At 69.5% G+C, this 26,651-nt stretch carries 26 protein-coding genes and 1 riboswitch; of the genes, 16 read left to right on the top strand and 10 right to left on the bottom strand.

Annotated elements, in window-relative coordinates; all coding sequences use genetic code 11:
• The first annotated feature begins 44 nt into the window (after positions 1–44).
• The 4 genes from gcvH (at position 45) to lipA (ending at position 4,439) form a co-directional block, all read left to right on the top strand.
• Complete coding sequence (gene gcvH, locus DMB86_RS17615) at positions 45–428, top strand: glycine cleavage system protein GcvH (protein WP_113718926.1); 384 nt, start codon at positions 45–47, stop codon at positions 426–428.
• A complete protein-coding gene (glyA, locus tag DMB86_RS17610) occupies positions 425–1,750 on the top strand; it encodes a serine hydroxymethyltransferase (protein WP_113718925.1) in 1,326 nt (441 codons plus the stop codon). Before gcvH ends, glyA begins: the two co-directional genes overlap by 4 nt.
• 148 nt (positions 1,751–1,898) lie before the next feature.
• Positions 1,899–3,296 carry an L-serine ammonia-lyase gene (locus tag DMB86_RS17605; protein WP_113718924.1) on the top strand — a complete coding sequence of 466 codons (1,398 nt, stop codon included), beginning with the start codon at positions 1,899–1,901 and terminating at the stop codon, positions 3,294–3,296.
• 126 nt (positions 3,297–3,422) lie between these two features.
• Complete coding sequence (gene lipA / locus DMB86_RS17600) at positions 3,423–4,439, top strand: lipoyl synthase (RefSeq protein ID WP_113718923.1); 1,017 nt, start codon at positions 3,423–3,425, stop codon at positions 4,437–4,439.
• 137 nt (positions 4,440–4,576) lie between these two features.
• On the opposite strand, the gene DMB86_RS17595 is transcribed toward lipA, so the two are convergent.
• The 5 genes from DMB86_RS17595 to DMB86_RS17575 form a co-directional block, all read right to left on the bottom strand.
• A complete protein-coding gene (locus DMB86_RS17595; protein ID WP_227878471.1) occupies positions 4,577–5,308 on the bottom strand; it encodes a dienelactone hydrolase family protein in 732 nt (243 codons plus the stop codon).
• Positions 5,309–5,367: 59 nt separating this feature from the next.
• The gene (locus DMB86_RS17590) at positions 5,368–5,838 is read right to left on the bottom strand and encodes a hemerythrin domain-containing protein (RefSeq protein ID WP_227878470.1); all 471 of its coding nucleotides are present in this window, start codon (positions 5,836–5,838) and stop codon (positions 5,368–5,370) included.
• A gap of 98 nt (positions 5,839–5,936) precedes the next feature.
• Positions 5,937–7,574 carry an ABC transporter permease gene (locus tag DMB86_RS17585; RefSeq protein ID WP_113718921.1) on the bottom strand — a complete coding sequence of 546 codons (1,638 nt, stop codon included), beginning with the start codon at positions 7,572–7,574 and terminating at the stop codon, positions 5,937–5,939.
• Positions 7,571–8,509, bottom strand: coding sequence for an ABC transporter ATP-binding protein (locus tag DMB86_RS17580; RefSeq protein ID WP_113718920.1), 939 nt, complete (start codon positions 8,507–8,509; stop codon positions 7,571–7,573). Before DMB86_RS17580 ends, DMB86_RS17585 begins: the two co-directional genes overlap by 4 nt.
• A gap of 20 nt (positions 8,510–8,529) precedes the next feature.
• Positions 8,530–9,204, bottom strand: a complete 675-nt coding sequence (locus tag DMB86_RS17575; protein ID WP_113718919.1) for a TetR/AcrR family transcriptional regulator — start codon at positions 9,202–9,204, stop codon at positions 8,530–8,532.
• Between the two features lie 101 nt (positions 9,205–9,305).
• Here DMB86_RS17575 and DMB86_RS17570 point away from each other — a divergent pair, with 101 nt between their 5' ends.
• On the top strand, positions 9,306–10,052 hold the full coding sequence (locus tag DMB86_RS17570) for an NUDIX hydrolase (protein ID WP_113718918.1): 747 nt from the start codon (positions 9,306–9,308) through the stop codon (positions 10,050–10,052).
• 73 nt (positions 10,053–10,125) lie between these two features.
• Positions 10,126–10,344, top strand: coding sequence for a hypothetical protein (locus tag DMB86_RS17565; protein ID WP_227878469.1), 219 nt, complete (start codon positions 10,126–10,128; stop codon positions 10,342–10,344).
• 58 nt (positions 10,345–10,402) lie between these two features.
• Here the strand turns inward: DMB86_RS17565 and DMB86_RS17560 are convergent, their stop codons facing one another.
• A complete protein-coding gene (locus DMB86_RS17560) occupies positions 10,403–11,395 on the bottom strand; it encodes a malate dehydrogenase (protein WP_113719676.1) in 993 nt (330 codons plus the stop codon).
• 125 nt (positions 11,396–11,520) lie between these two features.
• Here DMB86_RS17560 and DMB86_RS17555 point away from each other — a divergent pair, with 125 nt between their 5' ends.
• On the top strand, positions 11,521–11,775 hold the full coding sequence (locus DMB86_RS17555) for a hypothetical protein (protein WP_129545583.1): 255 nt from the start codon (positions 11,521–11,523) through the stop codon (positions 11,773–11,775).
• 41 nt (positions 11,776–11,816) lie between these two features.
• Here DMB86_RS17555 and DMB86_RS17550 read toward each other — a convergent pair whose 3' ends face one another.
• Both DMB86_RS17550 and DMB86_RS17545 read right to left on the bottom strand, forming a co-directional pair.
• The gene (locus tag DMB86_RS17550) at positions 11,817–13,262 is read right to left on the bottom strand and encodes a SulP family inorganic anion transporter (protein ID WP_227878780.1); all 1,446 of its coding nucleotides are present in this window, start codon (positions 13,260–13,262) and stop codon (positions 11,817–11,819) included.
• A 155-nt stretch (positions 13,263–13,417) separates the two neighbouring features.
• A complete protein-coding gene (locus DMB86_RS17545; protein ID WP_227878468.1) occupies positions 13,418–14,047 on the bottom strand; it encodes a malonic semialdehyde reductase in 630 nt (209 codons plus the stop codon).
• A gap of 121 nt (positions 14,048–14,168) precedes the next feature.
• Between DMB86_RS17545 and DMB86_RS17540 the strand changes: the two genes are divergently transcribed.
• The 4 genes from DMB86_RS17540 (at position 14,169) to DMB86_RS17525 (ending at position 19,356) form a co-directional block, all read left to right on the top strand.
• Complete coding sequence (locus tag DMB86_RS17540) at positions 14,169–15,578, top strand: MFS transporter (RefSeq protein ID WP_227878467.1); 1,410 nt, start codon at positions 14,169–14,171, stop codon at positions 15,576–15,578.
• 175 nt (positions 15,579–15,753) lie between these two features.
• A complete protein-coding gene (locus DMB86_RS17535; protein WP_113719672.1) occupies positions 15,754–17,034 on the top strand; it encodes an ATP-binding protein in 1,281 nt (426 codons plus the stop codon).
• A 73-nt stretch (positions 17,035–17,107) separates the two neighbouring features.
• Positions 17,108–17,202: riboswitch (TPP riboswitch) on the top strand.
• 67 nt (positions 17,203–17,269) lie between these two features.
• Complete coding sequence (locus DMB86_RS17530; RefSeq protein WP_113718916.1) at positions 17,270–18,034, top strand: 3-oxoacyl-ACP reductase; 765 nt, start codon at positions 17,270–17,272, stop codon at positions 18,032–18,034.
• Complete coding sequence (locus DMB86_RS17525; protein ID WP_113718915.1) at positions 18,034–19,356, top strand: LLM class flavin-dependent oxidoreductase; 1,323 nt, start codon at positions 18,034–18,036, stop codon at positions 19,354–19,356. Before DMB86_RS17530 ends, DMB86_RS17525 begins: the two co-directional genes overlap by 1 nt.
• Positions 19,357–19,422: 66 nt before the next feature.
• Here DMB86_RS17525 and DMB86_RS17520 read toward each other — a convergent pair whose 3' ends face one another.
• Entirely contained in the window at positions 19,423–20,076 is a 654-nt protein-coding gene (locus tag DMB86_RS17520; protein WP_113718914.1) for a TetR family transcriptional regulator, read from the bottom strand.
• A gap of 132 nt (positions 20,077–20,208) precedes the next feature.
• On the opposite strand from DMB86_RS17520, the gene bioB reads away from it, so the two are divergent.
• The 5 genes from bioB (at position 20,209) to bioD (ending at position 25,609) form a co-directional block, all read left to right on the top strand.
• Complete coding sequence (bioB, locus tag DMB86_RS17515; protein ID WP_113718913.1) at positions 20,209–21,315, top strand: biotin synthase BioB; 1,107 nt, start codon at positions 20,209–20,211, stop codon at positions 21,313–21,315.
• Positions 21,308–22,642 carry an adenosylmethionine--8-amino-7-oxononanoate transaminase gene (gene bioA / locus DMB86_RS17510; RefSeq protein ID WP_113718912.1) on the top strand — a complete coding sequence of 445 codons (1,335 nt, stop codon included), beginning with the start codon at positions 21,308–21,310 and terminating at the stop codon, positions 22,640–22,642. The genes bioB and bioA overlap by 8 nt, the downstream gene beginning before the upstream one ends.
• A gap of 65 nt (positions 22,643–22,707) precedes the next feature.
• On the top strand, positions 22,708–23,814 hold the full coding sequence (locus DMB86_RS17505; protein WP_113719671.1) for an aminotransferase class I/II-fold pyridoxal phosphate-dependent enzyme: 1,107 nt from the start codon (positions 22,708–22,710) through the stop codon (positions 23,812–23,814).
• Positions 23,811–24,884 (top strand): cytochrome P450, encoded by a 1,074-nt coding sequence (locus DMB86_RS17500; protein ID WP_113718911.1) that lies wholly within the window; start codon positions 23,811–23,813, stop codon positions 24,882–24,884. Before DMB86_RS17505 ends, DMB86_RS17500 begins: the two co-directional genes overlap by 4 nt.
• Positions 24,881–25,609 carry a dethiobiotin synthase gene (gene bioD / locus DMB86_RS17495; RefSeq protein ID WP_113718910.1) on the top strand — a complete coding sequence of 243 codons (729 nt, stop codon included), beginning with the start codon at positions 24,881–24,883 and terminating at the stop codon, positions 25,607–25,609. Before DMB86_RS17500 ends, bioD begins: the two co-directional genes overlap by 4 nt.
• Here bioD and corA read toward each other — a convergent pair.
• Entirely contained in the window at positions 25,587–26,582 is a 996-nt protein-coding gene (gene corA, locus DMB86_RS17490) for a magnesium/cobalt transporter CorA (protein ID WP_113718909.1), read from the bottom strand. The two genes, bioD and corA, sit on opposite strands and share 23 nt — an antisense overlap.
• Positions 26,583–26,651: the final 69 nt, after the last annotated feature.

Below are 26,651 nucleotides of genomic sequence, written 5' to 3'. Positions count from 1 at the left end.
CTCATCCCGAGCGTCACCTTCACTTCCCCTGAAAGGTTTACCCCATGAGCAAAGTCGCTCCCGAACTGCAGTATTCCGCCGAGCACGAGTGGATTTCCCTTGATGGTTCCGGCCCGTCCACGATCGGCGTCTCCGCCGTTGCCGCCGACGCCCTCGGCGACATCGTCTACGTTGACCTGCCCGAGGTCGGCGCCACCGTCACCGCCGGCGAGACCTGCGGTGAGATCGAGTCCACTAAGTCCGTCTCCGATCTTTATTCCCCCGTCACGGGGGAGGTCACCGAAGTGAATGCCGCCGCAGCCGGGGACCCGGCCATCATCAACTCCGACCCCTATGGGGCCGGATGGCTCTTCAAGGTGGCAGTGGATTCGGAAGGCCCGTTGCTGACCGCGTCCGAATACGCGGCAGCCAACGGAGGCGAGCTGTGAGCGCCGCCGACGCCGCCACCGTGGCCTTCAGCCAGGTGACCTCAGCCAGCCTGGACGCGCCGCTGGCAACCCTGGATCCGGAAGTGGCCGGACAGATCGACGCCGAACTGGCCCGCCAGCGCACCGGCCTGGAAATGATCGCCTCGGAAAACCACACCGCGGCCGCCGTCATGGCCGCCCAGGGGTCCGTGCTGACCAACAAGTACGCCGAAGGCTACCCGGGGAAGCGCTACTACGGCGGCTGCGAGCACGTGGACGTCATTGAGCAGCTGGCCATCGACCGGGTCAAGGCCCTGTTCGGCGCCGGGTACGCGAACGTCCAGCCACACTCCGGCGCCCAGGCCAACGCATCCGTGATGCACGCCCTGATCAAGCCCGGCGACACCATCATGGGGCTGAACCTGGCCCACGGCGGCCACCTGACGCACGGCATGCGCATCAACTTCTCCGGCAAGCTGTACAACGTGGTGCCGTACCAGGTCCGCGAGGACACGCACCAGGTGGACATGGCCGAGGTGGAGCGGCTGGCTGTGGAGCACCAGCCCAAGCTGATCGTTGCCGGCTGGTCCGCCTACGCCCGGCAGCTGGACTTCGCCGAGTTCCGCCGCATCGCGGACCTGGTGGGCGCCTATCTCATGGTGGACATGGCCCACTTCGCCGGCCTCGTCGCGGCCGGGCTGCACCCGTCCCCGGTGCCTCACGCGCACGTCACGACGTCGACGACGCACAAGACCCTGGCCGGCCCCCGCGGCGGCATCATCTTGAGCAACGACGCCGACATCGCCAAGAAGATCAACTCCGCCGTTTTCCCGGGCCAGCAGGGCGGGCCGTTGGAGCACGTCATTGCAGGCAAGGCCGTGGCGTTCAAGATCGCGGCGTCGAAGGAATTCAGGGAACGCCAGGAGCGCGTGCTGGCCGGGGCCCGGATTCTGGCCGAACGCCTCATCCAGCCAGACGTCGCAGCCAAGGGAATTTCCGTGATTTCCGGCGGCACCGACGTCCACCTGGTGCTGGTGGACCTGCGCAATTGTGAGCTCAACGGCCAGGAGGCCGAGGACCGGCTCGCGGCGATCGACATCACGGTCAACCGCAACGCCGTCCCGTTCGACCCGCGCCCGCCCATGGTCACCTCGGGCCTGCGCATCGGCACACCGGCCCTGGCCACGCGCGGCTTCGGCGAGGCAGCCTTCGCCGAGGTCGCCGACATCATCGCCGGGGCCCTGTTGGCCGACGACGACGCCGACCTGTCCGGCCTGTGCAGCCGCGTTGAGGCGCTTGCCCTTGCGCACCCGCTCTACCCGTCCGTGGCTGCCCTGTCCTGACCGGGCAGCTCCCGCTCCACGGGGCTTGGCCAATCCGGGAGTTCCAGCGCATAGTGGATGCTGGAACCCCCGGGGCGGCTGACCGCCCCCGACGTCCGCGCTTCCCCGGCTGCGGCACCCCTGGCGAACCTTGAAAGGTGATATTGCCATGTCTGTTGGCGTTTTTGATTTATTTTCGGTGGGCATTGGCCCGTCGAGTTCGCATACGGTGGGTCCCATGCGGGCTGCCGCGGTGTTTGCACGGGAGCTGGCGGAGGCTGGCGTGTTGGGGCGGGTGGCGTCCGTGCGGGTGGATTTGTATGGTTCCCTGGCGGCGACGGGGCGCGGGCACGGGACCCTGACGGCGGTGCTGCTGGGCTTGGAGGGCCGGGAACCGGAGCTGATCCTGCCCGCGGAGGTCGATGCCCGCTTGGCGGCGTTCGCCGCGGGTGAGCCGCTGCTGCTTTGCGGCCTGGTGGAGCTGGCCTATGGGGAGGGGGACATTATTCTGCATCCCTTGACGATCCTGCCCCGGCACACGAACGGGATGAAGTTCGCCGTCACAGACGCGGCGGGCGCGGTGCTGCATGAGGCGACGTTCTTCTCCGTAGGGGGCGGGTTCATCATCCGGGAGGGCGAGGTGGAGGCCGCCGCGGCCGAGCTGGAATCCTCCAAGGCATTGTTGCCGTACCCGTTCCGCACGGCCGCGGAGCTGCTGGGGCACTGCGCGACGGCGGGCGGGAACTTCAGCGACGTGATGCTCGCCAACGAGCTTGTCACCCGTACCGAGGGCCAGATCCGGGAAGGGCTGCTGCACATCCGCGACGTCATGGAGGACTGCAAGAATGCCTCCCTGGGCCGGACCGGGCTGCTGCCGGGCGGGTTGAAGGTCCGGCGCCGCGCCCCGGACTGGCATGCCCGGCTCCGGGCCGAGGACCCGGACCGGGACCCGAAGTTCTGGCAGGAGTGGGTGAACCTGGTCGCGTTGGCCGTGAACGAGGAAAACGCCTCCGGCGGCCGAGTCGTCACCGCCCCGACCAACGGGGCGGCCGGGATCATCCCGGCGGTCATGTTCTACGCCACCCACTACACCGCCGGCATGGCCGACGCGTCGCAGGAACAGGTCGATGCGGTGGTGGTGAAGTTCCTGCTGGCCGCCGGCGCCGTCGGCGTCCTGTACAAGGAGCAGGCATCGATTTCAGGGGCCGAGGTTGGCTGCCAGGGCGAGGTCGGCTCGGCGTCGTCCATGGCCGCCGCGGGCCTGGCTGAGGTCATGGGCGGCACCCCGGAGCAGGTGGAGAACGCGGCGGAAATCGCGATGGAACACAACCTGGGCCTGACCTGCGACCCCATCGGAGGCCTCGTGCAGGTCCCGTGCATCGAACGCAACGCGATCGCGGCCGCGAAAGCCATCAACGCCGCCAAGATGGCGCTCTGGGGCGACGGGCAGCACCGCGTCTCCCTCGACGAAGTCATCATCACCATGCGCGAAACCGGCCGCGACATGTCCTCCAAATACAAGGAAACGGCGATGGGCGGACTCGCCGTCAACGTCGTCGAATGCTGACACCCTGACACCGGCGCCCCATGGGATGCCAACCAGGCGCCACTTGCCAAGTGGCGCACCATTGACACCCAACCACGCGCCACTTCAAGCCCGGACCTGGGCAAAACAGCACACTGAAGGAGAATCATGAGCCTGGCACCCGAGGGTCGGAAGATGTTGCGGATTGAGCAGCGCAACGCGGCCGTGCCGGTGGAGCGCAAGCCGGAATGGATGAAGGCCAAGGTCGAGATGGGCCCGGAGTACATTGCGATGAAGAACCTGGTCAAGGGCCAGGGCCTGCACACGGTGTGCGAGGAGGCCGGCTGCCCGAACATCTTCGAGTGCTGGGAGGACCGGGAGGCCACGTTCCTCATCGGCGGCTCCGAATGCACCCGCCGCTGTGATTTCTGCCAGATCGACACGGGCAGGCCCTCCCCGATCGACAGGTTCGAGCCCACCAAGGTCGCCCGGTCCGTGGTGCAGATGAACCTGCGCTACGCGACCGTGACCGGGGTGGCCCGCGACGACCTGGCCGATGAGGGCGTGTGGCTCTACGCCGAAACGGTGCGCAAGATCCACGAGCTGAACCCGAACACGGGCGTGGAGCTGCTCATCCCGGACTTCTCCGGCAAGCCCGGGCACATCAAGGCGATCTGCGACTCCGCCCCGGAGGTGTTCGCCCACAACGTGGAGACCGTCCCGCGGATCTTCAAGCGCATCCGCCCGGCCTTCCGCTACGACCGCTCCCTGGACGTCCTCACCCAGGGCCGGGACCACGGGATGGTCACCAAGTCCAACCTGATCCTGGGCATGGGCGAGACCCGGGCCGAAATCTCCACCGCCCTGCAGGACCTGCACGACGCCGGGACCGACCTGATCACGATCACCCAGTACCTGCGCCCCTCCGAACGGCACCTGCCGGTGGACCGCTGGGTCAAGCCGCAGGAATTCCTGGAACTCTCCGAGGAGGCGGAGGAGATCGGTTTCCTGGGCGTCATGTCCGGACCCCTGGTGCGTTCCTCCTACCGGGCCGGGCGCCTGTGGGCCACGGCCATGCGCAAAAAGGGCCGCGACATCCCCGAACACCTCGCCCACATCGCCGAAGGCATCGAGGACTCCGGACACACCCGCCAGGAAGCCGCCTCCCTCATCGCCGCACACTAGCCCGCCCGAATGCTGCCGGAAACCACGATGGTGCCCACCCGCGGGACCGCGTCCGCAGCTCGCTGCGTTTCATCGGCCGGGATTCCCTGGCTGGGGCGGGATACACCGCCCGTGAATGGCGTCCGGGCGGGGACATGTCAGCGCAGGGCCGCTCCGAGGAATTCAAGGGCTTCCTGCCACGCAATCCGGGCCGGCTCCGCGCGGTAGGACACCGGGTTGGTGTCGTTGAAGAATGCATGGCCGGCGCCGGCGAAGACCGTGTACCTGAAGTCGACGCCGGACTGGCGCATGCGCTCGATCAAGTCCGGCAAGTCATCCGTGAGGGCCTTGTCCTCTTCCCCGTAGAAGGCCAGCACCGGGCACGTGATCCCGGACAGTTCCTCCGCCGTGTAGTTGGCCTGGCCGTAAAACGGCACGGCCGCGGCGACCCGTGCGTCCGACACGGCCAGGGCGAAGGAGTAGGTGCCGCCAAAGCAGAAACCGACGACGGCGGTCCGCCCGGCACCCTCGGCGCTGGACTCCAGGTAATCGAACACCGCTGCCACCCCGGCCTGGATCTGCCCGGCCCGGCCCGGCGAACGCATGGGCTCCGTGGCCGCCCTGATCCGGGGCTGGATTTCCGTTCGTTTGACGGGGTCGTTGCGGTCGGCGCCGAGCTCAGCCAGCAAGGTGGCATCCAGGCCCGCCAGGCCCATCAGGTCCGGCGCCACGGCGAGGTACCCGGCGGCCGCGAACCTGTCTGCCACGTCCTTGATGTGGTCCGCGAGTCCCCAGATCTCATGAATCACCACGACTGCGCCGCGGACCTGGCCGGCAGGCTCCGCCCGGTAGGCGACAAAGTCCTGGCCGGCAGCCGTGAATTCAAGCATTTTTCCCATGGTTCAACAATGGCACAAGCTGTTGGGGGATGGGAGGGGTGGGACTGACGTTAACGGGAGGCCGCGCTGCAAACCCAGCCGTCCGGCGTCGTGCCTTGGGCAAGGAAATCCTGCAGCTCGCTGCCCGCGTCTTCGGAGAGGATGGCGTCGGCCTGCGTGTAGATGATGGGTTCCTCCTTCGAATTGTGCGCGTCGAGGAGCGCCAGGAGCGCCGTGCAGGCCTCGCGCCGTGCGCCCCCGTCAGCGCCGTCCGCAAGCAGCTGTTCCAGGTTGTCCATCGACGACCACAGCTGGCCGTGCTCGCGCAGCATGACGAAGATGGGCCCCATGAGCCCGGCGGCCTTCAGCGGCGGGAACAGGAACTGCTCCTCCAGGTAGATGTGTCGGCGCAGGCCGGTGAGCGCCGCCAGCAGCGGTGCGGGATTCGCCGGCCCGTCCAGGCCCGCGAGGTAGGCCTCGATCCCGCCGTCGATCTGCCGGTGCTCCCTTTCCAGCGCGCCGCCCAAAGTGTTCGCTTCCACGACAAAGTCCTTCCTCGTACCCGTCCGGCGCCCGCCGGACCCTTTCAGGCTATGCCTGTCCGGCGGCAGACGGGCCACACCTGCGGCCGCGCCGGACGCTACCCCGCCGTGATGTCGCGCGTGGTGAACCGCCGGATGCCGAGGGCGCCGAGGACCACGGCAATGGCGGTCAGCACCAGCAGGGGCAGGAAGGCGAAGGCCTCGGCAGGCAGCCGCGGAACGGCACCAAACGGCGTGGACTTGATGGCGCTTTCAGACAGCGAAAACAGCGGCCCGAACATGGCTATCACCAGGGACGCCCCGTAGACGGCCCACGTCAGGCTCACGCTCAGTCGTGGCAGGAAGCCGTGCAGGAGCAGCAGCACGCCCATCATCAACAGGACCGCCGGCCAGTAGGCGAGCGAAGCCCCCGCCATGGCGGGACCGGTGGCGGCGCCGTTGGAGGAAACGCCGGTGAGCCAGCCGCTGAGCAGCAGCATCACGGCCGAGCCGGCCGCTGCCACTGCGGTGTGGGCGCCGAGCCACCGGGTGCGCGCGAGCGATCCGGCCAGCTGCGGCTCGAGCCTGCCGCCGGCCTCCTCCGCATACGCGCCGGAGAGGCTCTGGACGGCGAAGGCGCCGGCCAGCACGGCGCTGAACAGCACGAAGGTGCCCAGAATGCCGTTGAGCACGTTCTGGGAGCCGCCGAGGAACGCCTTGGCGACTGCGTTTGACGGGTCGAGGACACTGGTCATGGCCTGCGCAACGCTGCCGAAAAAGAGCCCGGCGACAACGGCCCCGCAGAGCCACGAGACGAGCGTGGCGCGCTGCAGCCGCAGGGCCAGTCCGAGGGGCGTGGCCAGGAATGAGGTGGCCCGTGCCGGCCCGCGGCGGGCCGGAATCAGTCCCAGTCCCAGGTCGCGGCGGGTCTCTACGCGCAGGGCCAGCACGCAGCCGGAGACGGCCAGGGCCAGCAGGGCCAGGAACGGCCACCAGGTGTCCTGGGCGTAGGAGCGCATGCTCTGGCCCCAGCCGATCGGCGAGAACCAGCTCAGCGCCGTGACGTTGGTGTCGTGCGCATTGACGTCAGCCACGGCCCGGATGAGGTAGAACACGGCCAGCACGGCCACGCCCAGCGAGTTGGCGCCGCGGCTCGTGGAACTGAGCTGCCCGCACAGCGCGGCAAGGCCGACAAACGCAAGCCCGACGCCGGCAATCGAGCCGCCCAGCACCCACGACCCGGCAGCGGGAAGCTTGTCAGACAGGGCGAGCAGCGAGATGAGCAGCCCGGTGACGACGCTCAGGCCGCCCACCACCGTGTAGTTGGCAAGGCTGAACGCGTGCCGCCCCAGCGCGGAGCCGCGCAGCAGTTCGGTGCGGCCCGCCTCCTCGTCCGCCCGGCCGTTGCGGGTCACCAGGAAGACGGATGCAAGGCCCAGTGCGACGGCGAGGGTCATCCAGATCTTGATGACCAGGATGCCGCCCAGGCTCCCGGCCGCGTAGGGCAGGCCGGTCATGGCCGCAATGGCCGGGGTGTTGGCCACGTTGGCGTAGGCGTCCCGGTCCGCCTGGGTGGGAAAGGTCGCCTGCTGTGAGGTGTAGACAATGGGGATCATGACGGCCAGCACGGCTGCCCAGATGATCAGGCGCAGCCAGTTGCGGCGCAGGATGAACCGCACGGACAGGCCGTAGCCGGACAGCGTGCCCGCGGTCGACCGGGCCGCGGCGGCATGGCGTCGCGGGGCTGCGACGCTCATCGCACACCCGCGGTCTGTACCGGGGCAGTCCCGCTGCCCGTGGAAACGCCGCCGTAGTGGCGCAGGAAGAGGTCCTCCAGCGACGGCGGGCTGGAAACCAGCTGGCGCGGAGAGTAGGCCGAAACGGCGGACAACACGCCGCCCAGCTCAGCCTCGCCCACGGTGAAGGTGGCCTTGGCGCCGTCGGCCACCAGGTCACTGACGCCCGGCACCGAGGCCAGGACGGAGGCGTCGCGGTCCAGCACCACCGAAACGATGGTGCGGTGGAGGTGCCGGAGCTCGTCCAGCCGGCCCGACTCAACCGTCTTGCCCTCCCGGATGATGGTGACGGTGTCGCACAGCTTCTCCACCTCGGCAAAGATGTGGCTGGACAGAAGCACGCTGCGTCCCTCTGCCTTGACCTCCCGGATGCAGTCCGTGAACACTTCCTCCATCAGCGGGTCCAGGCCGGACGTCGGCTCGTCCAGGACCAGGAGTTCGGCGTTGGAGGCCAGACCGGCCACGAGCGCCACCTTCTGCCGGTTGCCCTTGGAGTAGCTGCGCGCCTTCTTGGTGGGGTCCAGTTCAAAGCGCTCCAGCAGCTCGTCGCGCTTGGCGTCGTCCACGCCGCCGCGGAGCCGGGACAGGATGTCGATGGCCTGGCCGCCCGTGAGGTTGGGCCACAGGCTCACGTCCCCCGGGACGTAGGCGAGGCGGCGGTGGAGCTCCACGGCGTTGCGCCAGGGGTCGCCGCCCAGCAGGACGGCGCTGCCGCCGTCGGACGTCAGCAGGCCCAAAAGGATGCGGATGGTGGTCGACTTGCCGGAACCGTTCGGTCCCAGGAAGCCCGCAACGGTGCCCTTCTCGACCCGGAGGTCCAGGCCGTCCAGCGCGGTGGTCTGCCCGAACCGCTTCCGCAGTCCGGACACTTCAATGGCAGGGATATTTGGGGACATGACTATTCCTTACTCTTTCCTTAGTGCGACGACGTTTCTTCCGCGATGCCCGCGGGCGGGTTGTTGGCGCCGGCCGCGAAGGCCAGGTACTGGTCGAGGTACGTGCGGTCGGTGAAAAGGCCTTCGGTGTAAAGCTCAAGCGTGGGCAGCATCGATTCCGCGTAGAACCGCTCCATGACGCCCTCGAAGTCGTCGAGCGCGAGGTCCGGCCACATGCCCAGCTGCACGATCAGCGCCCCCACGGACTGGCGGACCAGGTGGCGGACGCGGGCCTCCTCGTTCCGGCTGGGCACCACGAGGCCGCGGGCCACGGCATCGGCGGAAAACTCGATCCCTTCGGCCACCAGGCTCTCCAGGAAGGCGCGCCCTGCCGCTCCGCCGTCGCGGACGCTGCGCAGGATGTAGACCATCAGGATGCCGCCTTCCCGGGACGAGGGCAGCTGGGCGAACATGACCGAAGGTTCGGCGTTGAGGCTGTCAACCTTGAGTTTGCGGTAGCGCTCCAGCACCGTGGCGTCGCACTCGGCCCGCAGGTTTTCCTTGGACCCAAAGTGGTGGCGCACCAGCCCGGCGCTGACCCCCGCGCGCGCCGCGATGGCCCGCAGGGATTCCTCGAAACCCTGTGCCGCGAAGCACTCGATGGCCGCGTCGCGCAAGCGGGCGCGACCCGTGAGATCGTCCTGCGCTGTACTCATGTATAGGAGACTACTCGTGTGTATAGCAACGCGCAATGGGTCTTTTGTCCCTCATTTTTGCCGTGGAAGGCGGTCCGCGGCGGCGCAGGTAGGCTGGTCTTATGGACTCGGATGAACCGCTGGCACCGTTGGAAGACGCCTGTACCGTGGTGCTCCTGCGCGATGGCGCGGCGGGGCTCGAGGTGCTGCTGCTGGAACGGCCCCGCACCAGCCGTGCGTTCGCCTGCGCGTGGGTGTTTCCGGGCGGAAAAGTTGATCCGGAGGACCGCATCGGCCACGACGGCGGCCGGCTGCCGGACGACCTGGCCGCGCTGGCCGCAGGAGTGCGCGAGGTGGCCGAGGAGACCGGCCAGCTGCTGGCGCCGGAGGACCTCATCCGCCTGTCCCAGTGGACTCCCATGCAGCGGATTCCGCGCCGCTTCCGCACCTGGTTCCTCGTGGCGCAAGCTCCGTCATCGGCAGTGGCCGTCAACCCGGGAGAGCATGAATCCTTTGCCTGGCTGCCCCCGGCCGAGGCCCTCGGCCGGCACGAGCGCGGGACGATGGTGCTGGCGCCGCCCACCTGGGTCACGCTGCGGCAGTTGGGCGGGTTCGCCACCGTGGCGCAGGCGCTCGAGCATGCGGCCGCCGGGGCACCGTTTTCCTATAACAGCCACCTCTTGAAGCACGACGGCGTGGCCTCCTTGGCGGGGACGCGTTCCGGCGTCGTGTGGGCCGGGGACGAGGCGTACCCAGACCCCGCAGAGGCTGGCCCGGCTGGCGCCCGACACCGGCTGGACATGACCTCGCTGCCCTGGATTTTTGAGCACAGCGGCGGATCCGTGCCTCCTGGCGCTTCAACGGACTAGGACGTGGCCGTCCAAGCAAGCAGCATCCCCCGCAGTAGAAACGTCAACGCAGCAAGACAGCCAGGAGGACATCATGTCGGTCAAGAAACAGTGGAAAGACCTCAGCCCGCTCGGAAAGTGCGCCATCATGCTGGCAGGGGCGGTGCAGATTGCCCTTCAGGCTGCGGCGCTGCGGGACCTCTCCACACGGGCGCCGCTGGAGGTCAACGGGCCCAGGAAGGTCTGGGTGGCGGCGTCGTTCATCAACTTCGCCGGCCCCATCGCCTACTTCATGAAGGGCCGCAGGAAGTAGCCCGGCGGAGGAAGGCTGCCTCGGAGCGCGACGCCGTGAAGGGCCGGGACTGTAGCGCCTAGATCAGGCCCAGGCCCTTCACGGCGTCGCGCTCCGAGGCAAGCTCGGCCACGCTCGCATCAATTCTTTCCCTGGAAAAGTCGTTGACGTCCAGCCCCTGCACGATGCTGTACTCCCCGCCGGCTGCCGTGACCGGGAAGGAACTGACCAGGCCCTCCGGCACGCCGTAGGAGCCGTCGGACGGCACGGCCATGCTGGTCCAACCGCCCTCCCCGGTGCCCTGCGTCCACAGGCGGATGTGTTCAATGGCAGCGTTGGCTGCGGACGCCGCGGACGAGGCGCCGCGCGCAGCGATCACCTCCGCCCCGCGCTGTGCGACCCGGGGGATGAACTCGTCGACAACCCATTTCTCGTCCACCAGGTCCAAGGCCGGGGCGCCGTCAACCGTGGCGTGCGTGATGTCCGGGTATTGGGACGCGGAGTGGTTTCCCCAGATGGCGATGTTCCGGACGCCCGGCACAGGCCTGCCGGTCTTGGCCGCCAGCTGCGAAACGGCGCGGTTGTGGTCCAGCCTCGTCATCGCCGTGAACCTCGACGCCGGGACGTCCTGGGCGTGCGCCGCCGCGATCAGCGCATTCGTGTTGGCGGGGTTGCCGACCACCACCGCCCTGAAGTCCGCGGCCGCGCCGTCATTGACGGCCTTGCCCTGGACCGAGAAGATGCCGCCGTTCGCGGAAAGGAGATCGGCACGCTCCATGCCCGGCCCACGCGGCCTGGCGCCTACAAGCAGGCCGATGTTGGCGCCGTCGAACGCCCGTGCCGGATCGTCGAAGACTTCCAGGCCGGCCACCAGCGGAAACGCGCAGTCCATCAGTTCCAGCACGGTTCCTTCGGCGGCCCGGGCGGCCGCGGGAATCTCCAGCAGGCGCAGATTCACCGGCACGTCCGCGCCCAGCATGGCGCCGGAGGCGATCCGGAATAGAAGTGCGTAGCCGATCTGGCCGGCGGCGCCGGTGACGGTGACAGTGACAGGTGCTGGTTGCGTGTCCATGCGGCCAGTGTAGCCCCGGGCGGGAATCCAGGGCAGGGACGGCACAGTGCCGCTGCGCCGCGCCCCGGCACGGCGCGCCTCCGAATTCAGCGTCTTCCCAGCGGGAAACGGTATGATTACCGGGAATGCGTTCCACACCACCGCCTGTCGCTGCCTTCCCGGCAAGACCTGATCCCGAAGGAGACAACCGGATGCCGCTGTGGCAGATTATCGCCATCGTCGTGGTGGCCTGGCTGGTGGTTGTCACGGGCATTGTGGTGTTCATGATGGGGGCCTCGCGGGGACGCCGCGCGGAAAGGCTCGCCGAGCAGGAACGTGAGCGCCTCGACCTGCAGCCGGCCCACCGGGATAAGCGCGCAAACCGCAAGGACGCGCGCTAGACTCCTGACCGCCGGCAACGTTTCCGGCCCCGTCCCGCCTTTTAGAGCCGGCCGCTGAGGTTGCCGTGGAACGCGCGGCTGCGGTTGTCCAGCCCCGTGATTTCCACCCTGCACCCGTGCTGGGTGAATTTTTCCTCCACCGAATCGACGGCCGCCACCGAGGAGGCATCCCAGATTTGGGCCGCGGACAGGTCCACCTCCACCGCGGCAGGATCCAGCGCATAGCTGAACTGCTCCACGAGGTCGTTGCTGCTGCCAAAAAACAACGGGCCCGTGACCACGTAGCGGACGCTCCCGCCGTCGTCGGCCAGGACGCGCCGGACGTCAATGACATGGGCAACCCGGCGGGCAAAGAGCACCATCGCCAGGAGCGTGCCCGCCAGGACGCCCAGCGCCAGGTTGCCCGTGGCCACCACCACGCCGACGGTCACGACCATGACGAGGGTCTCCGGCACGGGCATGCGTTTCAAGGTTGCCGGGCGCACGCTGTGCCAGTTGACGGTGGAGGCCGCCACCACCATCATGACGGCGGCCAGCGCCACCATGGGAATCCGGCCCATGACGGCACTCAACGACGTGATGAGCAGCAACAAAAGCAGCCCCGCCGTCAGGGTGGAAATGCGGCTTCTGGCCCGGCCGATCTTCACGTTGACCACAGTCTGGCCAATCATGGCGCAGCCGGCGATCCCGCCGTACCAGCCGGCCAGGATGTTCGCCACGCCCAGGGCCCAGGATTCCCGGGTCTTGCGCGAGCGGGTGTCTGTGATGTCGTCGACAAGCTTGGCCGTCAGCAGGGTTTCCAGGAGCCCCACGAACGCCACGCTCAGGGCCGTGGGCCAGACAATCCGCAGGGTTTCCAGGTTCAAGGGCGCCAGGAAGGGCGTCAGCCCGGGAAGCCCGCCGTTCATGGGGCCCTCGCCGGCCACGTCGGGCACGTCAAGACCGGCCAGGACGGCAACCGCCGTCACCACGACGATCGCCACGAGCGGGGCGGGCACCGCCCTGGTGATCCTGGGCAGCACGGCAATGATCAACAGTGTCAGGGCGAACAGCGGGTACACGAGCCACGGTACGCCAAGCAGGTGGGGCACCTGCGCGGCGAAGATCAGGATCCCCAGCGCGTTGACGAAGCCGATCATGACCGAGCGGGGGATGAAGCGCATCAGCCTGGCCAGGCCGGCGGCGCCAAACGCAATTTGGACCAGGCCGGCCAGCAACACGGCCGGCAGCACGTAGTCCACGCCGTGGGCCCGGACCATGGGCGCGATCACCAGGGCCACCGAGCCCGCCGCGGCGGTGACCATGGCGGAACGGCCGCCCAGGAAGGACATGGACACCGCGAGCACCACGGAGGCGATGAGGGACACCATCGGATCCACCCCGGCAATGACGGAAAATGAAATGACTTCCGGAACCAGGGCCAAGGTGGTCACCATGCCGGCAAGCACCTCGCGGCTGAGCAGCCTCGGCGTGCGCAGGATCTGCAGGTGCCCGGCCCAGGTATCCTGGCTGCCGGGCGGGACCGGAGTTGCGGCGGCGGGGGCCTTCTTGTTCACGGGCAGGCGGCCTTTCTCGCTGAAGGGTGCGGCTGTCGCGGAACCGGAGCCTTGTCCACTTTACGGCCTGTGCCGCGCGGCGGGCATCAGACCGTGGCGGTGGCGGCGTCGAACTCCAGGCGGTGCAGGCGTGCGCGGTCCACGATGCCGTTCGGCCTGCCCAGGTTGACCACCAGGAAAGCCTTGCGCTGCGTGCCTTCGTTGAACTCGGTGTCGATCCCGGCGGCGTCAAAGCCCGCCATGGGACCGGCGGCCAGGCCGGCGGCGCGGGCGGCCATGATGAAGAACCCGGCCTGGATGTGGGCGTTGTTCACGGCCATGCCCTGGCGGAGGGCGTCGTTGGCGGCGAAGGTGGGGACCATGCCGGCGGCGTGCGGCGCGGTGGTGGGCATGAGTTCGTGCCAGTCGGTGTCATAGCTGAGCACGGCCACCAGCGGAGCGTTCAGGGTCTTGGCCTTGTTGCCGTCGGACATGTGCGCCACCAGGCGTTCGCGGGCCTCGGCCGAACGCACCCACGTGATGCGCAGCGGTTGGATGTTCATCGCGGTCGGGGCCATGCGGGCCAGCGCGTACACGGCTTCGAGTGTCTCGTCGGCGATCTCGCCCTCGGCCCAGCTGTTGGCGGTGCGTGCGTCCAGGAACAGGGCCGCCGCGGCGTCCGCGTCCACGATCAATTCATCCTGCAGTGTGATTTCCGATGCGACGTCAATGCTCACGGGTCCAGCCTTCTGATTCGAGAAATGTCTTCCTCATGGATCAGCGCAGAAAGTGCCGCAATTGTTTCCCGGGCGGACCGTGAGTTGTGTCACGTGCCTCGCCGGTGGCTACGCTGGGGCGGTGGGAATCACCAGTACGACGTCGGCCGGCACCAGCTCCTTCAGCCGGGCCCTGGCGCTTTTGGTCGCCGGGACATACTTCATGGAGATCCTGGACGGCACCATCATTGCCACCGCCGCGGCAGGCATGGCGGCGGACCTGCATGTCCGGCCGGTGGACATCAACCTGGCCATGACCTCCTACCTGATCACCCTCGCTGTGGGCATACCCATCAGCGGCTGGCTGGCCGAACGCTTTGGTGCCCGGAAGGTCTTCACGGCTGCCATCGCCATTTTCACGCTGGCATCCCTGCTGTGCGCGTTGAGCCCCAACTTCGCCTTCCTCTGTGCCGCCCGGATGCTGCAGGGCATGGGCGGGGCCATGATGGTCCCGGTGGGCCGGCTGGTGGTGCTGCGCGACGCGGACAGAAAGGAATTTCTCGAGGCCATCGCCTACCTGACCTGGCCGGCGCTGGTGGCTCCCGTGATCGCCCCGGCGCTGGGCGGGCTGCTCACCACGTATGCCAGCTGGCACTGGATCTTCCTCATCAACGTCCCGCTGGGCATCATCGCCTTGATCACGGCCGGCAGGGTGGTGCCGGACATCCGCGCGCACAAGGTCCCGCCGCCGGACTGGATTGGCTTTGTGCTCTGCGGCGCGTCCCTCGCCGCCCTGGTGATAGGGCTGGAACTGGTGGGCTCGGCACCCACCCCCTGGGCCGGCGTCGTGCTTTGGCTGCTGCTGGCACTGGCCAGCGGCACGGCCGCCCTGTGGTGGTTCAGGCGCTCCCGCCATCCGCTGCTGGACCTGCGCGCCCTGCGCATCCCGACCTTCCGGGTGGGCAACGGCGGCGGGGCGCTGTACCGGCTGGTCATCAACGCCGTGCCTTTCCTGCTGCCGTTGATGTTCATGCTCGGCTTTGGCTGGACGGCGTTTGAGGCCGGGCTGATGACCATGGCCGTGTTTGCCGGGAACGTCCTGATCAAGCCGGCCACCTCGCCCCTCATCCGACGCTTTGGATTCCGCAACGTGCTGCTGCTCAGCAACGCCGGCGGCGCCCTGGTGCTCGGCGGGTGTGCGCTGCTGGTGCCCGGCACCGCGCCCGCCGTGATCGCCGCCGTGCTGTTTGCCAGCGGCGTTCTGCGCTCCATCGGCTTCAGCGCCTACAACACGCTGCAGTTCGCGGACGTGCCCAAGGCCCGCATGTCCGGGGCGAACACGCTGTCCTCCACGATCGCACAAATTGCCACCGGTCTCGGCGTTGCCGTGGGTGCGCTGATCCTGCGCGCCGCCGGGGTGCTGCTGACCGGCGCCGCGCCCGTGGCCAGCTTTCAGTGGACGTTTGCCGTCCTGGCCGTCCTGATGCTGTACCCCGTGGCGGAGGTGCTGCTCATGCACCGCTCGGCGGGCGAAGTGGTGCGGACGCGGTAGCCGGCCCGTTGCGCGGGCCCGGCGGTTCGGGCGGGGCGCATGTCACTGCTGTGCGCACGGCCCGCATGCAGCCCGACGCGGAACAGGACACATTACGCCACGCTCACGGCCCTGTGCCATGATGCTGGCACTGGTTTTTGCAGCCGGTCCACACAACGCAAGGGAGCGCTGGAGCATGACGACTCGGAAGATTCGGGACTTTCATCCGCAGGACGTGGAGGGGATCCTGGCGCTGTGGCAGTCGCTGAAGGCGAACGGCGTGGAACCCGTCTACGACCTCTCCGAAGTGCTGGCGTCCTGCGAAAAGGACCACGCGGTCGTGGCCGTCCAGGGCGAACAGCTGGTGGGTGCCGCCGTGGCCAGGGCTGCGCACGACCAGGGCTGGATCGTCTTCCTCTCCACCCTGCCGGCCTTCCGGGGGCAGGGGATCGGCACCTCCCTGTTGGCCGCCGTCGAAAACCGCATGGCGGCGCACGGGCTGAACAAGCTCTCCGCCCTCATGCCGGACACCGAAACCCGGGTGGAGGCGTTTACCAACCGCGGCTTTGTGGTGAAGAAGAACCTGCGCTACTTTGAACGCCGCATCCCCGTCCAGCGCGCCGAACTGGGTGCCTTGGAGGAGCTGGGCGGCCGGGTGCTCCCGCGCGACCTTTGGGACCGGGTGGCGGGCATGACGGCGGAAAAGGAGCTGCTGGAGCGCAGGCTGGTGCTGCCGCTGGCCGAGTCGGAGCTGGCGGAGGAGTTCGGGGTGGTGCCGCCGCGCGCGGTCGTGCTGTTCGGGCCTCCCGGGACGGGCAAGACCACCTTCGCCAAGGCCATCGCGTCGCGGCTTGAGTGGCCGTTTGTGGAAGTGTTCCCGTCGCGGCTCGCGGGGGACCCGGGCGGCCTGGCCGGCGCGCTGCGGCAGACGTTCCTGGACATCGCCGAGCTGGAGCACGCCGTCGTGTTTATCGACGAGGTCGAGGAGATCGCGTCGCAGCGCTCGGGGGAGCCGCCGTCGCCCATGCAGGGCGTCACCAACGAGCTGCTGAAGATCATCCCGGCGTTCCGCGACCAGCCCGGCCGGCTGCTCGTGTGCGCCACGAATTTCATCCGCTCGCTGGACTCGGCCTTCCTGCGCCACGGCCGCTTCGACTACGTCATCCCCATCGGGCTGCCGGACGCGGACGCCCGCGCGGCCATGTGGACGCGCTTCATCCCGGCCGCCGCCATGGGGCAGGTGGACGTTGACGGTCTGGTCGCGGCAAGCTCCGGGTTCTCCCCGGCGGACATCGAGTTTGCGGCCCGCAGCGCCTCCCAGCGCGCCCTGGAAAAGGCGGTGTACGACGGCGGTGCCCAGGCGGGCGGCCCCGTCACCGCCGACTACCTGGAGACCATTGCGGACACCAGGGCCACCGTCAGCGACGCCGTGGCCCAGGACTTTCTGGAGGACATCGAGGCGCTGGCGCGCACATGACGCGCCGCACGTAACAAGCCGGGCAATCTTCCCGGCCCGTTGGGTTCCGGGGTGCGGTTCGCCTAAACTCGCAGGCAGTGACACGGGGTGCCCTTCGCGGGGCTGAGAAACACACCCGTTGAACCTGATCTAGTTAGCACTAGCGAAGGGATGTCCTGCCGGTTGTCGGCGCCTGCCCTTGGGGGGCGGTGCACGGCCGTGCCCCATCTTTTCGCCTTGACCAAGGTGGAGAACCATGCAGTTGTCAGAACAAACAGTCCTCGTCACGGGTGCCGGCCGCGGCCTCGGAAACCACATTGCCCGGTCGTTCCTGGACGCCGGATGCCGGGTGGTGGCCAACTACCGCAACAGCGCCGCCGGCGCCCGGGAACTGGCCGCAACCGCCGGTGCGGAGCGGGCGCTCGCCGTGCAGGCCGACGTCACCGACCCGCAGGAGGTGGCGGCACTTTTCGCGGCTTCGGAGGCTCACTTTGGCACGGCCGTCACCACCGTGGTGAACAACGCGCTGGCCGACTTTTCCTTCAACGGCGATTCCCGCGCCACCGCCGGCGCCATTGCCTGGGCCGACTTTGACGCCCAGTTTTCCGGCAGTGTCCGCGGCGCGCTTAACACCACACAGGCGGCCCTGGCCGGCATGCGGGCGCAGGGCTTCGGCCGGATCGTGAACATCGGCACCAACCTGTTCCACAATCCCGTGGTGCCCTACCACGACTACACGGCGGCCAAGGCGGCGCTGCTGTCCCTGACGCGTACGCTCGCCGCGGACCTGGGCCCGGACAACATCAGCGTCAACATGGTCTCCGGGGGCCTGCTGCGCACCACGGACGCCAGCGCGGCCACGCCGGATGAGGTGTTTGACTACATTGCCGCAGCCACCCCGCTGCGAAGGGTCACGACGCCGGCCGAGCTCGCCGACGCCGTGCTGTTCTTCGCCTCGCCGTGGGCGCGTTCCGTGACGGGGCAGAACCTCATGGTCGACGGCGGGCTGGTGATGAACTGATGCCCGGCACGTCCACGCGCCAGCTGCACCTCAACGCGTTCCTGCACGGCTGCGGCCACCACGGCGCGGCCTGGCGGCTGCCCGGCTCGCCCATCGACGGGCTGGGCGACATCCGCTACTACGAACGGCTGGCCCGAACGGCCGAGCGGGGGCTCTTTGACGCCGTCTTCTTCGCCGACGGACAGTCCGCCGGCGATCCGGCCGCGGGGCCGTTGTGGCATCTGGAGCCGTTGACCATGCTGGCCGCGATTGCGCGGGCCACGGAGCGGATCGGGCTGGTCAGCACCGTGTCCTCCACGTTTTACAGCCCCTTCCACGCCGCCCGCATGCTGGCATCGCTGGACCACATCAGCGGCGGGCGGATCGGGGTGAACGTGGTGACCTCCATGTTCGACGCCGAGGCGCGCAACCACGGGATGCCTGCCCTGCCGCCGCACGCCGTGCGCTACGCGCGGGCGGCCGAATTCATTGAGGTGGCGAAGGGCCTGTGGGACTCCTGGGACGACGACGCGCTGCTCGCCGACAGGGCCGGCCGGTACGCCGATCCGGAAAGGATTCGCCCGGTGCTCCATTCGGGCCCGCACTTCAGCGTGGACGGCCCACTCAACGTGCCGCGATCGCCGCAGGGAAGCCCGGTGCTGTTCCAGGCCGGGGCCTCGGAGCCAGGACGCGAGCTGGCGGCGAAATACGCCGAGGGGATTTATGCCGTCGCCTACGACCTGCCCAGCGCACAGGCTTACTACAGCGACGTCAAACGCCGCGTGGCGGAGGCCGGGCGGGCCCCGGACGGGGTGGCCATCATGCCCGGCCTCGTCACCTACGTGGGAGTCACCGAGGAGGAGGCCCGGGCCAAGCAGGCGGAAGCCGACTCCTTCCTGCCGATAGAAGCCTCGCTGACCCAGCTGGGCCGCTTTGTCCAGCGGGACTGCAGCGGCTGGGAACTGGACGCGCCCGTGCCGGCCCTGGTGCCGGCGCGTGAATTCACGGGACCGCAGGGCCGCTACGCCACCATTGTGCGCATCATCGAGGCCGAACGGCCCACGGTCCGCCAGCTGCTGGGCCGGCTGGCCGCCGGCGGCGGCCACGCGACCATGGTGGGCACCCCGGAACAGGTGGCCGATGAAATGCAGCGCTGGTTTGAACACGGCGGGGCCGACGGCTTCAACCTCATGCCGCCCCTGCTGCCGGATTCGCTGGATGACTTTGTGGAACTCGTTGTGCCGGAGCTTCAGCGGCGCGGACTGTTCCGCACCGAATACACGGCAACCACACTGCGCGGGCACCTGGCCCAGGGCCGGCGGAGGGAAGAGCGTGCTGCGTGACCGGGCACACCCTCCGCTACGCGCCAGGCCGAGAAATTAACACAGCTGAACCACGTAAACGGCGGGCTAAGCCGGCGCCGGGCCGGGGTTGGCGGCCGCCCGGCCCGGATGGGCGGCGGGGAGGGAACGGCCCGGATGGGCGGCGGGGAGGGAACGGCCCGAGGCGCCGGCCAGGAACATGTCCAGGCCAAGCATAAACACCTCCCCGGCGCTGCCGGCGGCCCCGGCTTCCGCGGCTGGCGCCGGGACACTGCCGGCCGGAGTGAGCAGACCAGCCCGGGACAGCCCCGCACGGGTCTGCTCCTCCATGACCGAGCCCAGGACGTAGTGCACCAGGGCCCGCCCGGCCCATTCCGCCTGCCCGGCGGGCAGCCCGAGGCCGGCCAGCCGGGCGCTGAAGCCCAGCAGCGGAGAGGGCGCATCAGGATTCAGCGCGTGGGCCAGGGCCACCACTTCGGCGCCGTCGCGCACAGACAGGAGGGCACTGCGGACCTGCACCGCCAATTCCCTGGCCGTGGCCGCCTCCCTGCGGACAAGGGGAGCCAGGATCAGCCCGGCCAGAACCGTGAGAAGCTCCTGCTTGTTTTTCACGTGCCAGTACAGTGCGCCGGGCTGGACGCCAAGATCGCGGGCCAGGCGGCGCATGGAAAGGTCCGCGAGCCCGTATTCGCGCAGGATTCCCATGGCCGCGCCCACCACGTCCTCGCGTGTCAACGCCATGGCCGCCCCCTTCCGTGGTTCCGCATGCTGTCCGCCGTGCCATGACGGCACGTTCCTATATCTTCCCCCATCAGCTGCACGCACACGGCACCCGCGATTGACAGCGGGCCCGCCACACCGCAAACTTGAACGGTGTTCAATTACTTTCAAGACCTCGCCGACCGGCAGCTTGCCGGCGCCACCCTGAGCCGCGAAGAGGCGCTCGCCGTCCTCGAATCCAGCGATGCACAGCTGCTGGAGGTGGCGGCCGCCGCCGCCCGCCTGCGCCGAGCCCACTTCGCCAACACCGTCAAGGTCAATTACCTCGTCAACCTGAAATCGGGCCTGTGCCCGGAGGACTGCACCTACTGCTCCCAGCGGCTGGGTTCCGCCGCCCAGATCCTGAAGTACACCTGGCTCAAACCGGAGGACGCCGTGGCGCAGGCCGCCACGGGCATCCGGGCCGGCGCTTCCCGCGTGTGCCTCGTCGCCAGCGGCCGCGGCCCCAGTGACCGCGACGTGGACCGCGTGGCCGGCATGGTCGCCGGGCTCAAGGGCGAGCACCCGGACGTGGAGGTCTGCGCCTGCCTGGGCATCCTCAAAGGCGGGCAGGCCGAGCGCCTCAAGGACGCCGGCGTGGACGCCTACAACCACAACCTGAACACGAGCGAGTCCAACTACGCGGACATCTGCTCCACCCACACCTTCACCGAACGCGTGCGGACCGTGGAACATGCCAAGGATGCCGGCCTGTCGCCGTGCTCCGGGCTGATCGCCGGCATGGGGGAAAGCAACAACGACCTCGTCGACGCCGTCTTCGCCCTCCGCGCACTGGGCAGCGAGTCCATCCCGGTCAACTTCCTCATGCCCTTCGACGGCACGCCGCTGGAAGGCACCTGGCTGCTCACGCCCGGACAGTGCCTGCGCATCCTCGCCATGGTCCGCTTCGCCTGCCCCGCCACCGAGCTCCGCATGGCCGGCGGCCGCGAAATGCATCTGCGCACCCTCCAGCCGCTCGCCCTGCACGTGGCCAACTCCCTGTTTCTTGGCGACTACCTCACCAGCGAGGGCCAGGAAGGCCAGGCCGACCTTGACATGATCGCGGACAACGGCTTCGTGGTCCTTGGCCAGGACCCCGCCGTCCAGCCCGCCCCGATCCAGCCCGCTGAACCGGGGATGTACGACGCCGCCGCCTCCCCGGGCGTCCCCGTCACCATCCGCCGCCGCGGGGCGGGGACGGCAGTGGCCCCCAATGCCTGAGGGTGCGGTTCCCGGCGGCACGCTCATTTCCCGGGACCGTGGCCTGCTGTGGCACCCCTACGCGCCCTTGGAGGGCGACGCGCCCTACGCCGTCCTCGGCGCCTCCGGCACGCGGCTGAGCCTTGGCGCGGCCGACGGCACGCAGTTCGACGCCGTGGACGCCATGAGTTCCTGGTGGTCCGCCATCCACGGCTACCGGAACCCCGCCCTGGACCAGGCCCTGCTGGACCAGGCAGGCCGCTTCAGCCACGTGATGTTTGGCGGGCTGACCCATGCGCCGGCCGTGGAGCTGGCCGAGAGGCTCACCGGGATGACGCCGGACGGGCTGGACCACGTGTTCCTGGCCGACTCCGGTTCAGTGTCCGTTGAGGTGGCCCTGAAAATGGCCGTGCAGTACCAGCTGGGCCGTGGCCGCCCGCAGAGGACACGGTTTGTGGCGCTGCGCGGCGGCTACCACGGGGACACCTTTGCCGCCATGGGCGTGTGCGATCCCGTGGACGGCATGCACGCGGCCTTCCCCTCGCTCATCGCCAAACAGCTCTTCCTGCCCCGGCCGCCCGCCGCGCGCCTTGTCGGCGGCGAGCTGCTGGCCGACGCCGGGGAGCTCGCTGCCTGGATCGCCGTCCTGGAGGATACGGTGGGCCGCCACCGCGACGAGCTGGCGGGCCTCATTCTGGAGCCGGTGCTGCAGGGCGCCGGCGGCATGCACGCCTACGCGCCCGGGGCGCTCGCCGCGGCCCGGCGCGTGGCCAGCGACAACGGCCTGCTGCTCATCTGCGACGAGATCGCCACCGGCTTTGGCCGGACCGGAAGGCTCTTCGCCTCCGAATGGGCGGGCGTGGTCCCGGACATCATGTGCGTGGGCAAGGCCCTGACGGGCGGCTACCTGACGCTGGCGGCAACGCTGTGCTCGGCGGAGGTTGCCCGCGCCATCACGGGCTCGCCGCTGCGCGCCCTGCTGCACGGGCCGACGTTCATGGGCAACCCGCTGGCCTGCGCCGTGGCCTGCGCCTCCCTGGAACTGCTGGTCTCCTCGGGCTGGCAGGACCGTGTGAGGGGCATCGAGCAGGGCCTGGAGGCCGCACTGGCCCCGGCCGTCTCCCTCGAGTCGGTCCGGGAGGTGCGGGTCCTGGGTGCCGTGGGCGTCGTTGAGCTCTCCGGGCCGGTCGACGTCCCTGCCGTGACGCGCGCGGCACTGCAGCACGGCGTGTGGGTGCGGCCCTTCCGCAACCTCGTCTACACGATGCCGCCGTACATCAGCACTCCGGGTGACGTGGCCGCCATCGGTGCCGGCATCGTTGCGGGCATCGCCCGGGTGCACGGCTGATGGCCGGCACGGCAACGGCCGGCACGGCGACGCCTGGCACGGCGACGCCTGGCACGGCAACGGCCATGGATGACTGGCTTGCCTCCCGGGCCGCCGTCCGTGAGCGCCGCGGGCAGGTCCGCAAGACGGAGCCGCAGCCCGGGCTGGTGGACCTGGCTTCCAACGACTACCTGGGGCTGTCCACGGACCCGCGCGTCATCGCCGCCGCCGCCGGGGCGCTGGCCGGGCACGGCGCCGGGGCCCGCGCGTCACGGGTGGTGTGCGGCACCACGGACGCCCACGTGGAGCTGGAACGGGCGCTGTGCCGGCTCACCGGCCAGGACGCCGCCTTGGCGTTTTCCAGCGGCTACACCGCCAACCTCGGGGTGATCACGGCGCTGGGCGGCCCGGGAACGCTCCTGGTCCACGACGCCCATGTGCATGCCTCGCTGCTCGACGGCATCCGGCTTTCGCGCTCGCCGTCGGTGTCCGTGGCGCACCAGGACACGGACGGGATGAGGGCGGCACTGGCCGGGCGCACCCAGCCAAGGGCCGTCGTCGTGCTTGAATCCATCTATTCGGTGCTGGGCGACGCCGCACCGCTGACGGAGGCGGCAGCCCTGTGCGCCGAATACGACGCGCTGCTGCTGGTGGACGAGGCCCACGGAATCGGCGTGGCCGGTGCCGGCCGCGGGGCCGTCCACGCCGCCGGGCTCGCGGGCGCGGCGCATGTGGCCGTCACGGCCACGCTGTCCAAGGCGCTGGGGTCGCAGGGCGGGGCCGTCCTCGGCTCGGAGCTGTTGCGGGAGCACCTGGCCAACACCGCCCGGACGTTCATCTTCGACACCGCGCTGGCGCCTTCCGCCGCGGCGGCAGCGGCCGAGGCTGCCAGGATCGTGCTGGCCGAGCCCGGCCTCGCCAGGCGCATGCTGGAAAACGCCGCACTGCTGGCGAAGCGATGCGGGTCGGCTGCAGCTGCCGGTGCCGTGCAGTCCATTGCCGTGGGGTCGTCGGAGCGCGCCGCGTCGCTGGCCGCCGGGCTGCGTGCCGCCGGTGTGGCCGTGGGGTGTTTCCGCCCGCCCAGCGTGCCCGACGGCGTGTCGCGGCTGCGCCTCACGGCCCGGGCCAACCTCAGTGCGGCGGACCTGGACCGGGCCGCCGGGGCCGTCGCCCGGGCAGTGGGCGCCGCATGACATTCACGGTGATTGGGGATCCGGCCCAGGTGCGCGAGGTCATGCGCCGCACGGGGGACTTCGCCCCCACGAACGCCCTCACCTCGGTGGTGCCGCTGGCCCCCGCCACGCTGCGCATTCTCAGCACGGTCCGGTTTGCCCTGCCGCCCGTCCTGGCCTCCGCCACGGGGGAGCGGCACCGCGCCGTGCGGACCCTGGTCAGCCGGTTTTTCACGCCCGCCAAGGTGGCGGCCATCGCGCCGCGGGTGCGCGAGCTGGCCCGGGCCCGGCTGGACGTGGCGGCGGCGGCACTCCGGCACGGGCCCGTGGACCTGGCCGACGCCGTGGCCCGCCACATCCCGCCACTCGTCATGGCCGAGCTCACCGGCCAGCCAACGCCGGACCTTGATGTGCTCAAGCGCTGGAGCCGCGATTCGCTCGAGCTGTTCTGGGGCTGGCCGGACACGGACAGGCAGCAGGTCCTGGCGCACAGTGCCGCCGAATTCTACGCGTGGCTCCGGGAGGAAGCGGCTGCCTCGCGCGGAACGGCGTCACTCTTCGGTGTGCTGGATGCCGCCGGGCTGTCCCAGCCGGAAGTCTGCTCGCTGGGGTATTTCCTGGTGATCGCCGGGCAGGAAACCACCTCCCAGCTGATCAACACCGCACTGTACCGCGGCATTGAGTCCGACGTCGGCACAGGCCCCTGGGCCGCGCTCGCGGAACCGGCCCGGGCCCAGGCCCACGTCCGCAGGGTGCTGGCCACGGAATCCTCCGTGCACACCTGGCGGCGGGCCGCCCTCCACGACACCACCCTGGACGGCACCTGCCTGCCGGCCGGTGCGGAAATCCTGCTCGAACTCAGCGGCCGGCACCCGGACGGCGCCGGCCCGACGGCCTATTCGCTGGCCTTTGGCCACGGCCTGCACCGGTGCCTCGGCGCCAGGCTCGCCGAGCTGGAAACCGCCCTGGTGGTGGAGGAAACGGCGGCGGCCCTGCCCGGGTTGCGCCCGGCGGGGCCGCCGCCGGAGTGGCTGCGATTGCTCTCCTTCCAGGCCCCGCTCACCGTCACCGCCGCCCAGGGGGCACCATGAAAGCAGCCAGAATCACCTTTGTCACGGGCACGGACACGGACGTCGGAAAGACCCTGACGACGGCGGCGCTCGCCGCCGTGCTGTCAGCCGGCGGGGCCGCCGTGGCCGTGTACAAGCCAACCCAGACCGGGGTGGCCCCGGATGGCGCCGGGGACATGGCCGAGGTGGCACGACTCAGCGGCGTCCGGGCTGTTTACGAAGGCATCCGCCTGCGGGACCCCATGGCCCCGGTGGCCGCCGCGGCCCGCGAAAGCCGGCAGCTGCCCACGCTCGCGCACCACCTGGACCGCATCACGGAACTGGCCGCGTCGTTCGACCACGTTCTGGTCGAAGGGGCCGGCGGCCTGCTCGTGGAGCTGGACGGTGACGGCAACACGCTCGCGGACCTGGCAGCCCCGGCCGCCCGGAGCGCCATCGTGGTGGTCTGCCGCAGCGGGCTGGGCACGTTGAACCACACGCTGTTGACGCTGGAGGCGCTGGAGCGCCGCGGCCTCCCCGCCGCGGGACTGGTGGTCGGCTCCTGGCCCCCTGCGCCGTCGGACATTGAAGAGGACAACCGCGGCTATTTCCAGCAGCTGGAGACGCCCTTCCTGGGTGCCCTGCCGGCGGGGGCGGCCACCCTGGATCCCCACGACTTCCGCCGGCAGGCGCCGGGCTGGCTGCGCCCGCCGGCCTGGGTCGAGCCGGCGGGCAGCGCGGACGCTAAAGCCAGGTCTTCTTCTTGAAGACCACGTACATGATGAACCCGATGAGCAGCATCAGCCCCAGGGCAAACGGGTAGCCCCACGGCCACGCGAGCTCGGGCATGTCGTGGAAGTTCATGCCGTACACGCCCGCCACGAACGTCGGGGCGAAGAAGATGGCAGCCCAGGACGAGATCTTCTTGACCTGTTCGTTCTGGGCGGCGCTGGCCTCGTTCTGGCGGTTGGCGGTGAGGGTTCCATCCACGGTGAGCGCATTTTGCAGCAGCTGCCGGAAGGAGTCCGCCTTGGCGGTCAGCCTTTCCACGTGGTCCCCGACGTCGCGCAGGTAGCGCTGCAGCTCGACGTCGACGCCGTACTTTTCAAAGCCGCCCTTGAGCCCTCCCAGCGTGTCTTGCAGCGGGTGGATCGCGCGCTGGAAGTGAATGACCTCGCGGGAGAGCTGGTAAATCCTGCGGGAGACGAGGGGGTCCCCGGCAAACAGCTGGTCCTCGATCTCGTCAATGTCGTTCTCCAGCCCGACGACCACCGGCAGGTAGTCGTCCACCACCTGGTCCATGATGGCGTACAGGACGGCTTCGGGACCCGCTGCGAGCAGCTCCCGGTCCGCTTCGAGCCGGCGCCGGGTGGACGCGAGGCCGGGCGTTTCGGCATGCCTGATGGTGATCACGAAGTTCTTGCCGGTAAAGACGTGCAGCTCGCCGAACTCCACCGCTTCCTCGGCATCGAGGTAGCGGGCGGGCCGCAGCACGGTGAACAGGACGTCGTCGTACCTTTCCATCTTTGGCCGCTGGTGCGCCTTGATGGCGTCCTCCACGGCCAGCTCATGGAGCGCGAACTCGTCGGCCAGCGACGCCATTTCCGCGGCGTCGGGGCGGAACAGGCCGATCCAGGCCATGCCGCCGCACGCGGCCATGGCCTCGTAGGTCTGGTCGAGGCTTTCGGGGGTCGCAACGCGGACGCCGTCCACGTACACGCCGTTATCAATGATGGTCACCTGCCCATTATGGACGCACGACGGCGGTGCCCCCGCCTTTTCCGCCGCGCCCCCGCCTTTTCCGCCGCG

Origin of the sequence: Arthrobacter dokdonellae (genome assembly GCF_003268655.1) — a bacterium.
Classification (GTDB): domain Bacteria; phylum Actinomycetota; class Actinomycetes; order Actinomycetales; family Micrococcaceae; genus Specibacter; species Specibacter dokdonellae.
The sequence above is the reverse complement of the archived record's forward strand: the minus strand, read 5'-3'. Positions and strand labels throughout refer to the sequence as shown.

Excerpts from the sequence above, each read along its gene's own strand:
- DMB86_RS17530 (WP_113718916.1), top strand. The coding sequence starts at position 17,270 with ATGCAGTTGTCAGAACAAACAGTCCTCGTCACGGGTGCCGGCCGCGGC.
- DMB86_RS17580 (WP_113718920.1), bottom strand. The coding sequence starts at position 8,509 with ATGTCCCCAAATATCCCTGCCATTGAAGTGTCCGGACTGCGGAAGCGG.
- DMB86_RS17570 (WP_113718918.1), top strand. The coding sequence starts at position 9,306 with ATGGACTCGGATGAACCGCTGGCACCGTTGGAAGACGCCTGTACCGTG.
- DMB86_RS17560 (WP_113719676.1), bottom strand. The coding sequence starts at position 11,395 with ATGGACACGCAACCAGCACCTGTCACTGTCACCGTCACCGGCGCCGCC.
- DMB86_RS17595 (WP_227878471.1), bottom strand. The coding sequence starts at position 5,308 with ATGCTTGAATTCACGGCTGCCGGCCAGGACTTTGTCGCCTACCGGGCG.
- DMB86_RS17525 (WP_113718915.1), top strand. The coding sequence starts at position 18,034 with ATGCCCGGCACGTCCACGCGCCAGCTGCACCTCAACGCGTTCCTGCAC.
- DMB86_RS17505 (WP_113719671.1), top strand. The coding sequence starts at position 22,708 with ATGGATGACTGGCTTGCCTCCCGGGCCGCCGTCCGTGAGCGCCGCGGG.
- DMB86_RS17565 (WP_227878469.1), top strand. The coding sequence starts at position 10,126 with ATGTCGGTCAAGAAACAGTGGAAAGACCTCAGCCCGCTCGGAAAGTGC.
- DMB86_RS17575 (WP_113718919.1), bottom strand. The coding sequence starts at position 9,204 with ATGAGTACAGCGCAGGACGATCTCACGGGTCGCGCCCGCTTGCGCGAC.
- DMB86_RS17500 (WP_113718911.1), top strand. The coding sequence starts at position 23,811 with ATGACATTCACGGTGATTGGGGATCCGGCCCAGGTGCGCGAGGTCATG.
- DMB86_RS17605 (WP_113718924.1), top strand. The coding sequence starts at position 1,899 with ATGTCTGTTGGCGTTTTTGATTTATTTTCGGTGGGCATTGGCCCGTCG.
- DMB86_RS17535 (WP_113719672.1), top strand. The coding sequence starts at position 15,754 with ATGACGACTCGGAAGATTCGGGACTTTCATCCGCAGGACGTGGAGGGG.
- DMB86_RS17520 (WP_113718914.1), bottom strand. The coding sequence starts at position 20,076 with ATGGCGTTGACACGCGAGGACGTGGTGGGCGCGGCCATGGGAATCCTG.
- lipA (WP_113718923.1), top strand. The coding sequence starts at position 3,423 with ATGAGCCTGGCACCCGAGGGTCGGAAGATGTTGCGGATTGAGCAGCGC.
- DMB86_RS17585 (WP_113718921.1), bottom strand. The coding sequence starts at position 7,574 with ATGAGCGTCGCAGCCCCGCGACGCCATGCCGCCGCGGCCCGGTCGACC.
- gcvH (WP_113718926.1), top strand. The coding sequence starts at position 45 with ATGAGCAAAGTCGCTCCCGAACTGCAGTATTCCGCCGAGCACGAGTGG.
- bioA (WP_113718912.1), top strand. The coding sequence starts at position 21,308 with ATGCCTGAGGGTGCGGTTCCCGGCGGCACGCTCATTTCCCGGGACCGT.
- bioD (WP_113718910.1), top strand. The coding sequence starts at position 24,881 with ATGAAAGCAGCCAGAATCACCTTTGTCACGGGCACGGACACGGACGTC.
- DMB86_RS17555 (WP_129545583.1), top strand. The coding sequence starts at position 11,521 with ATGCGTTCCACACCACCGCCTGTCGCTGCCTTCCCGGCAAGACCTGAT.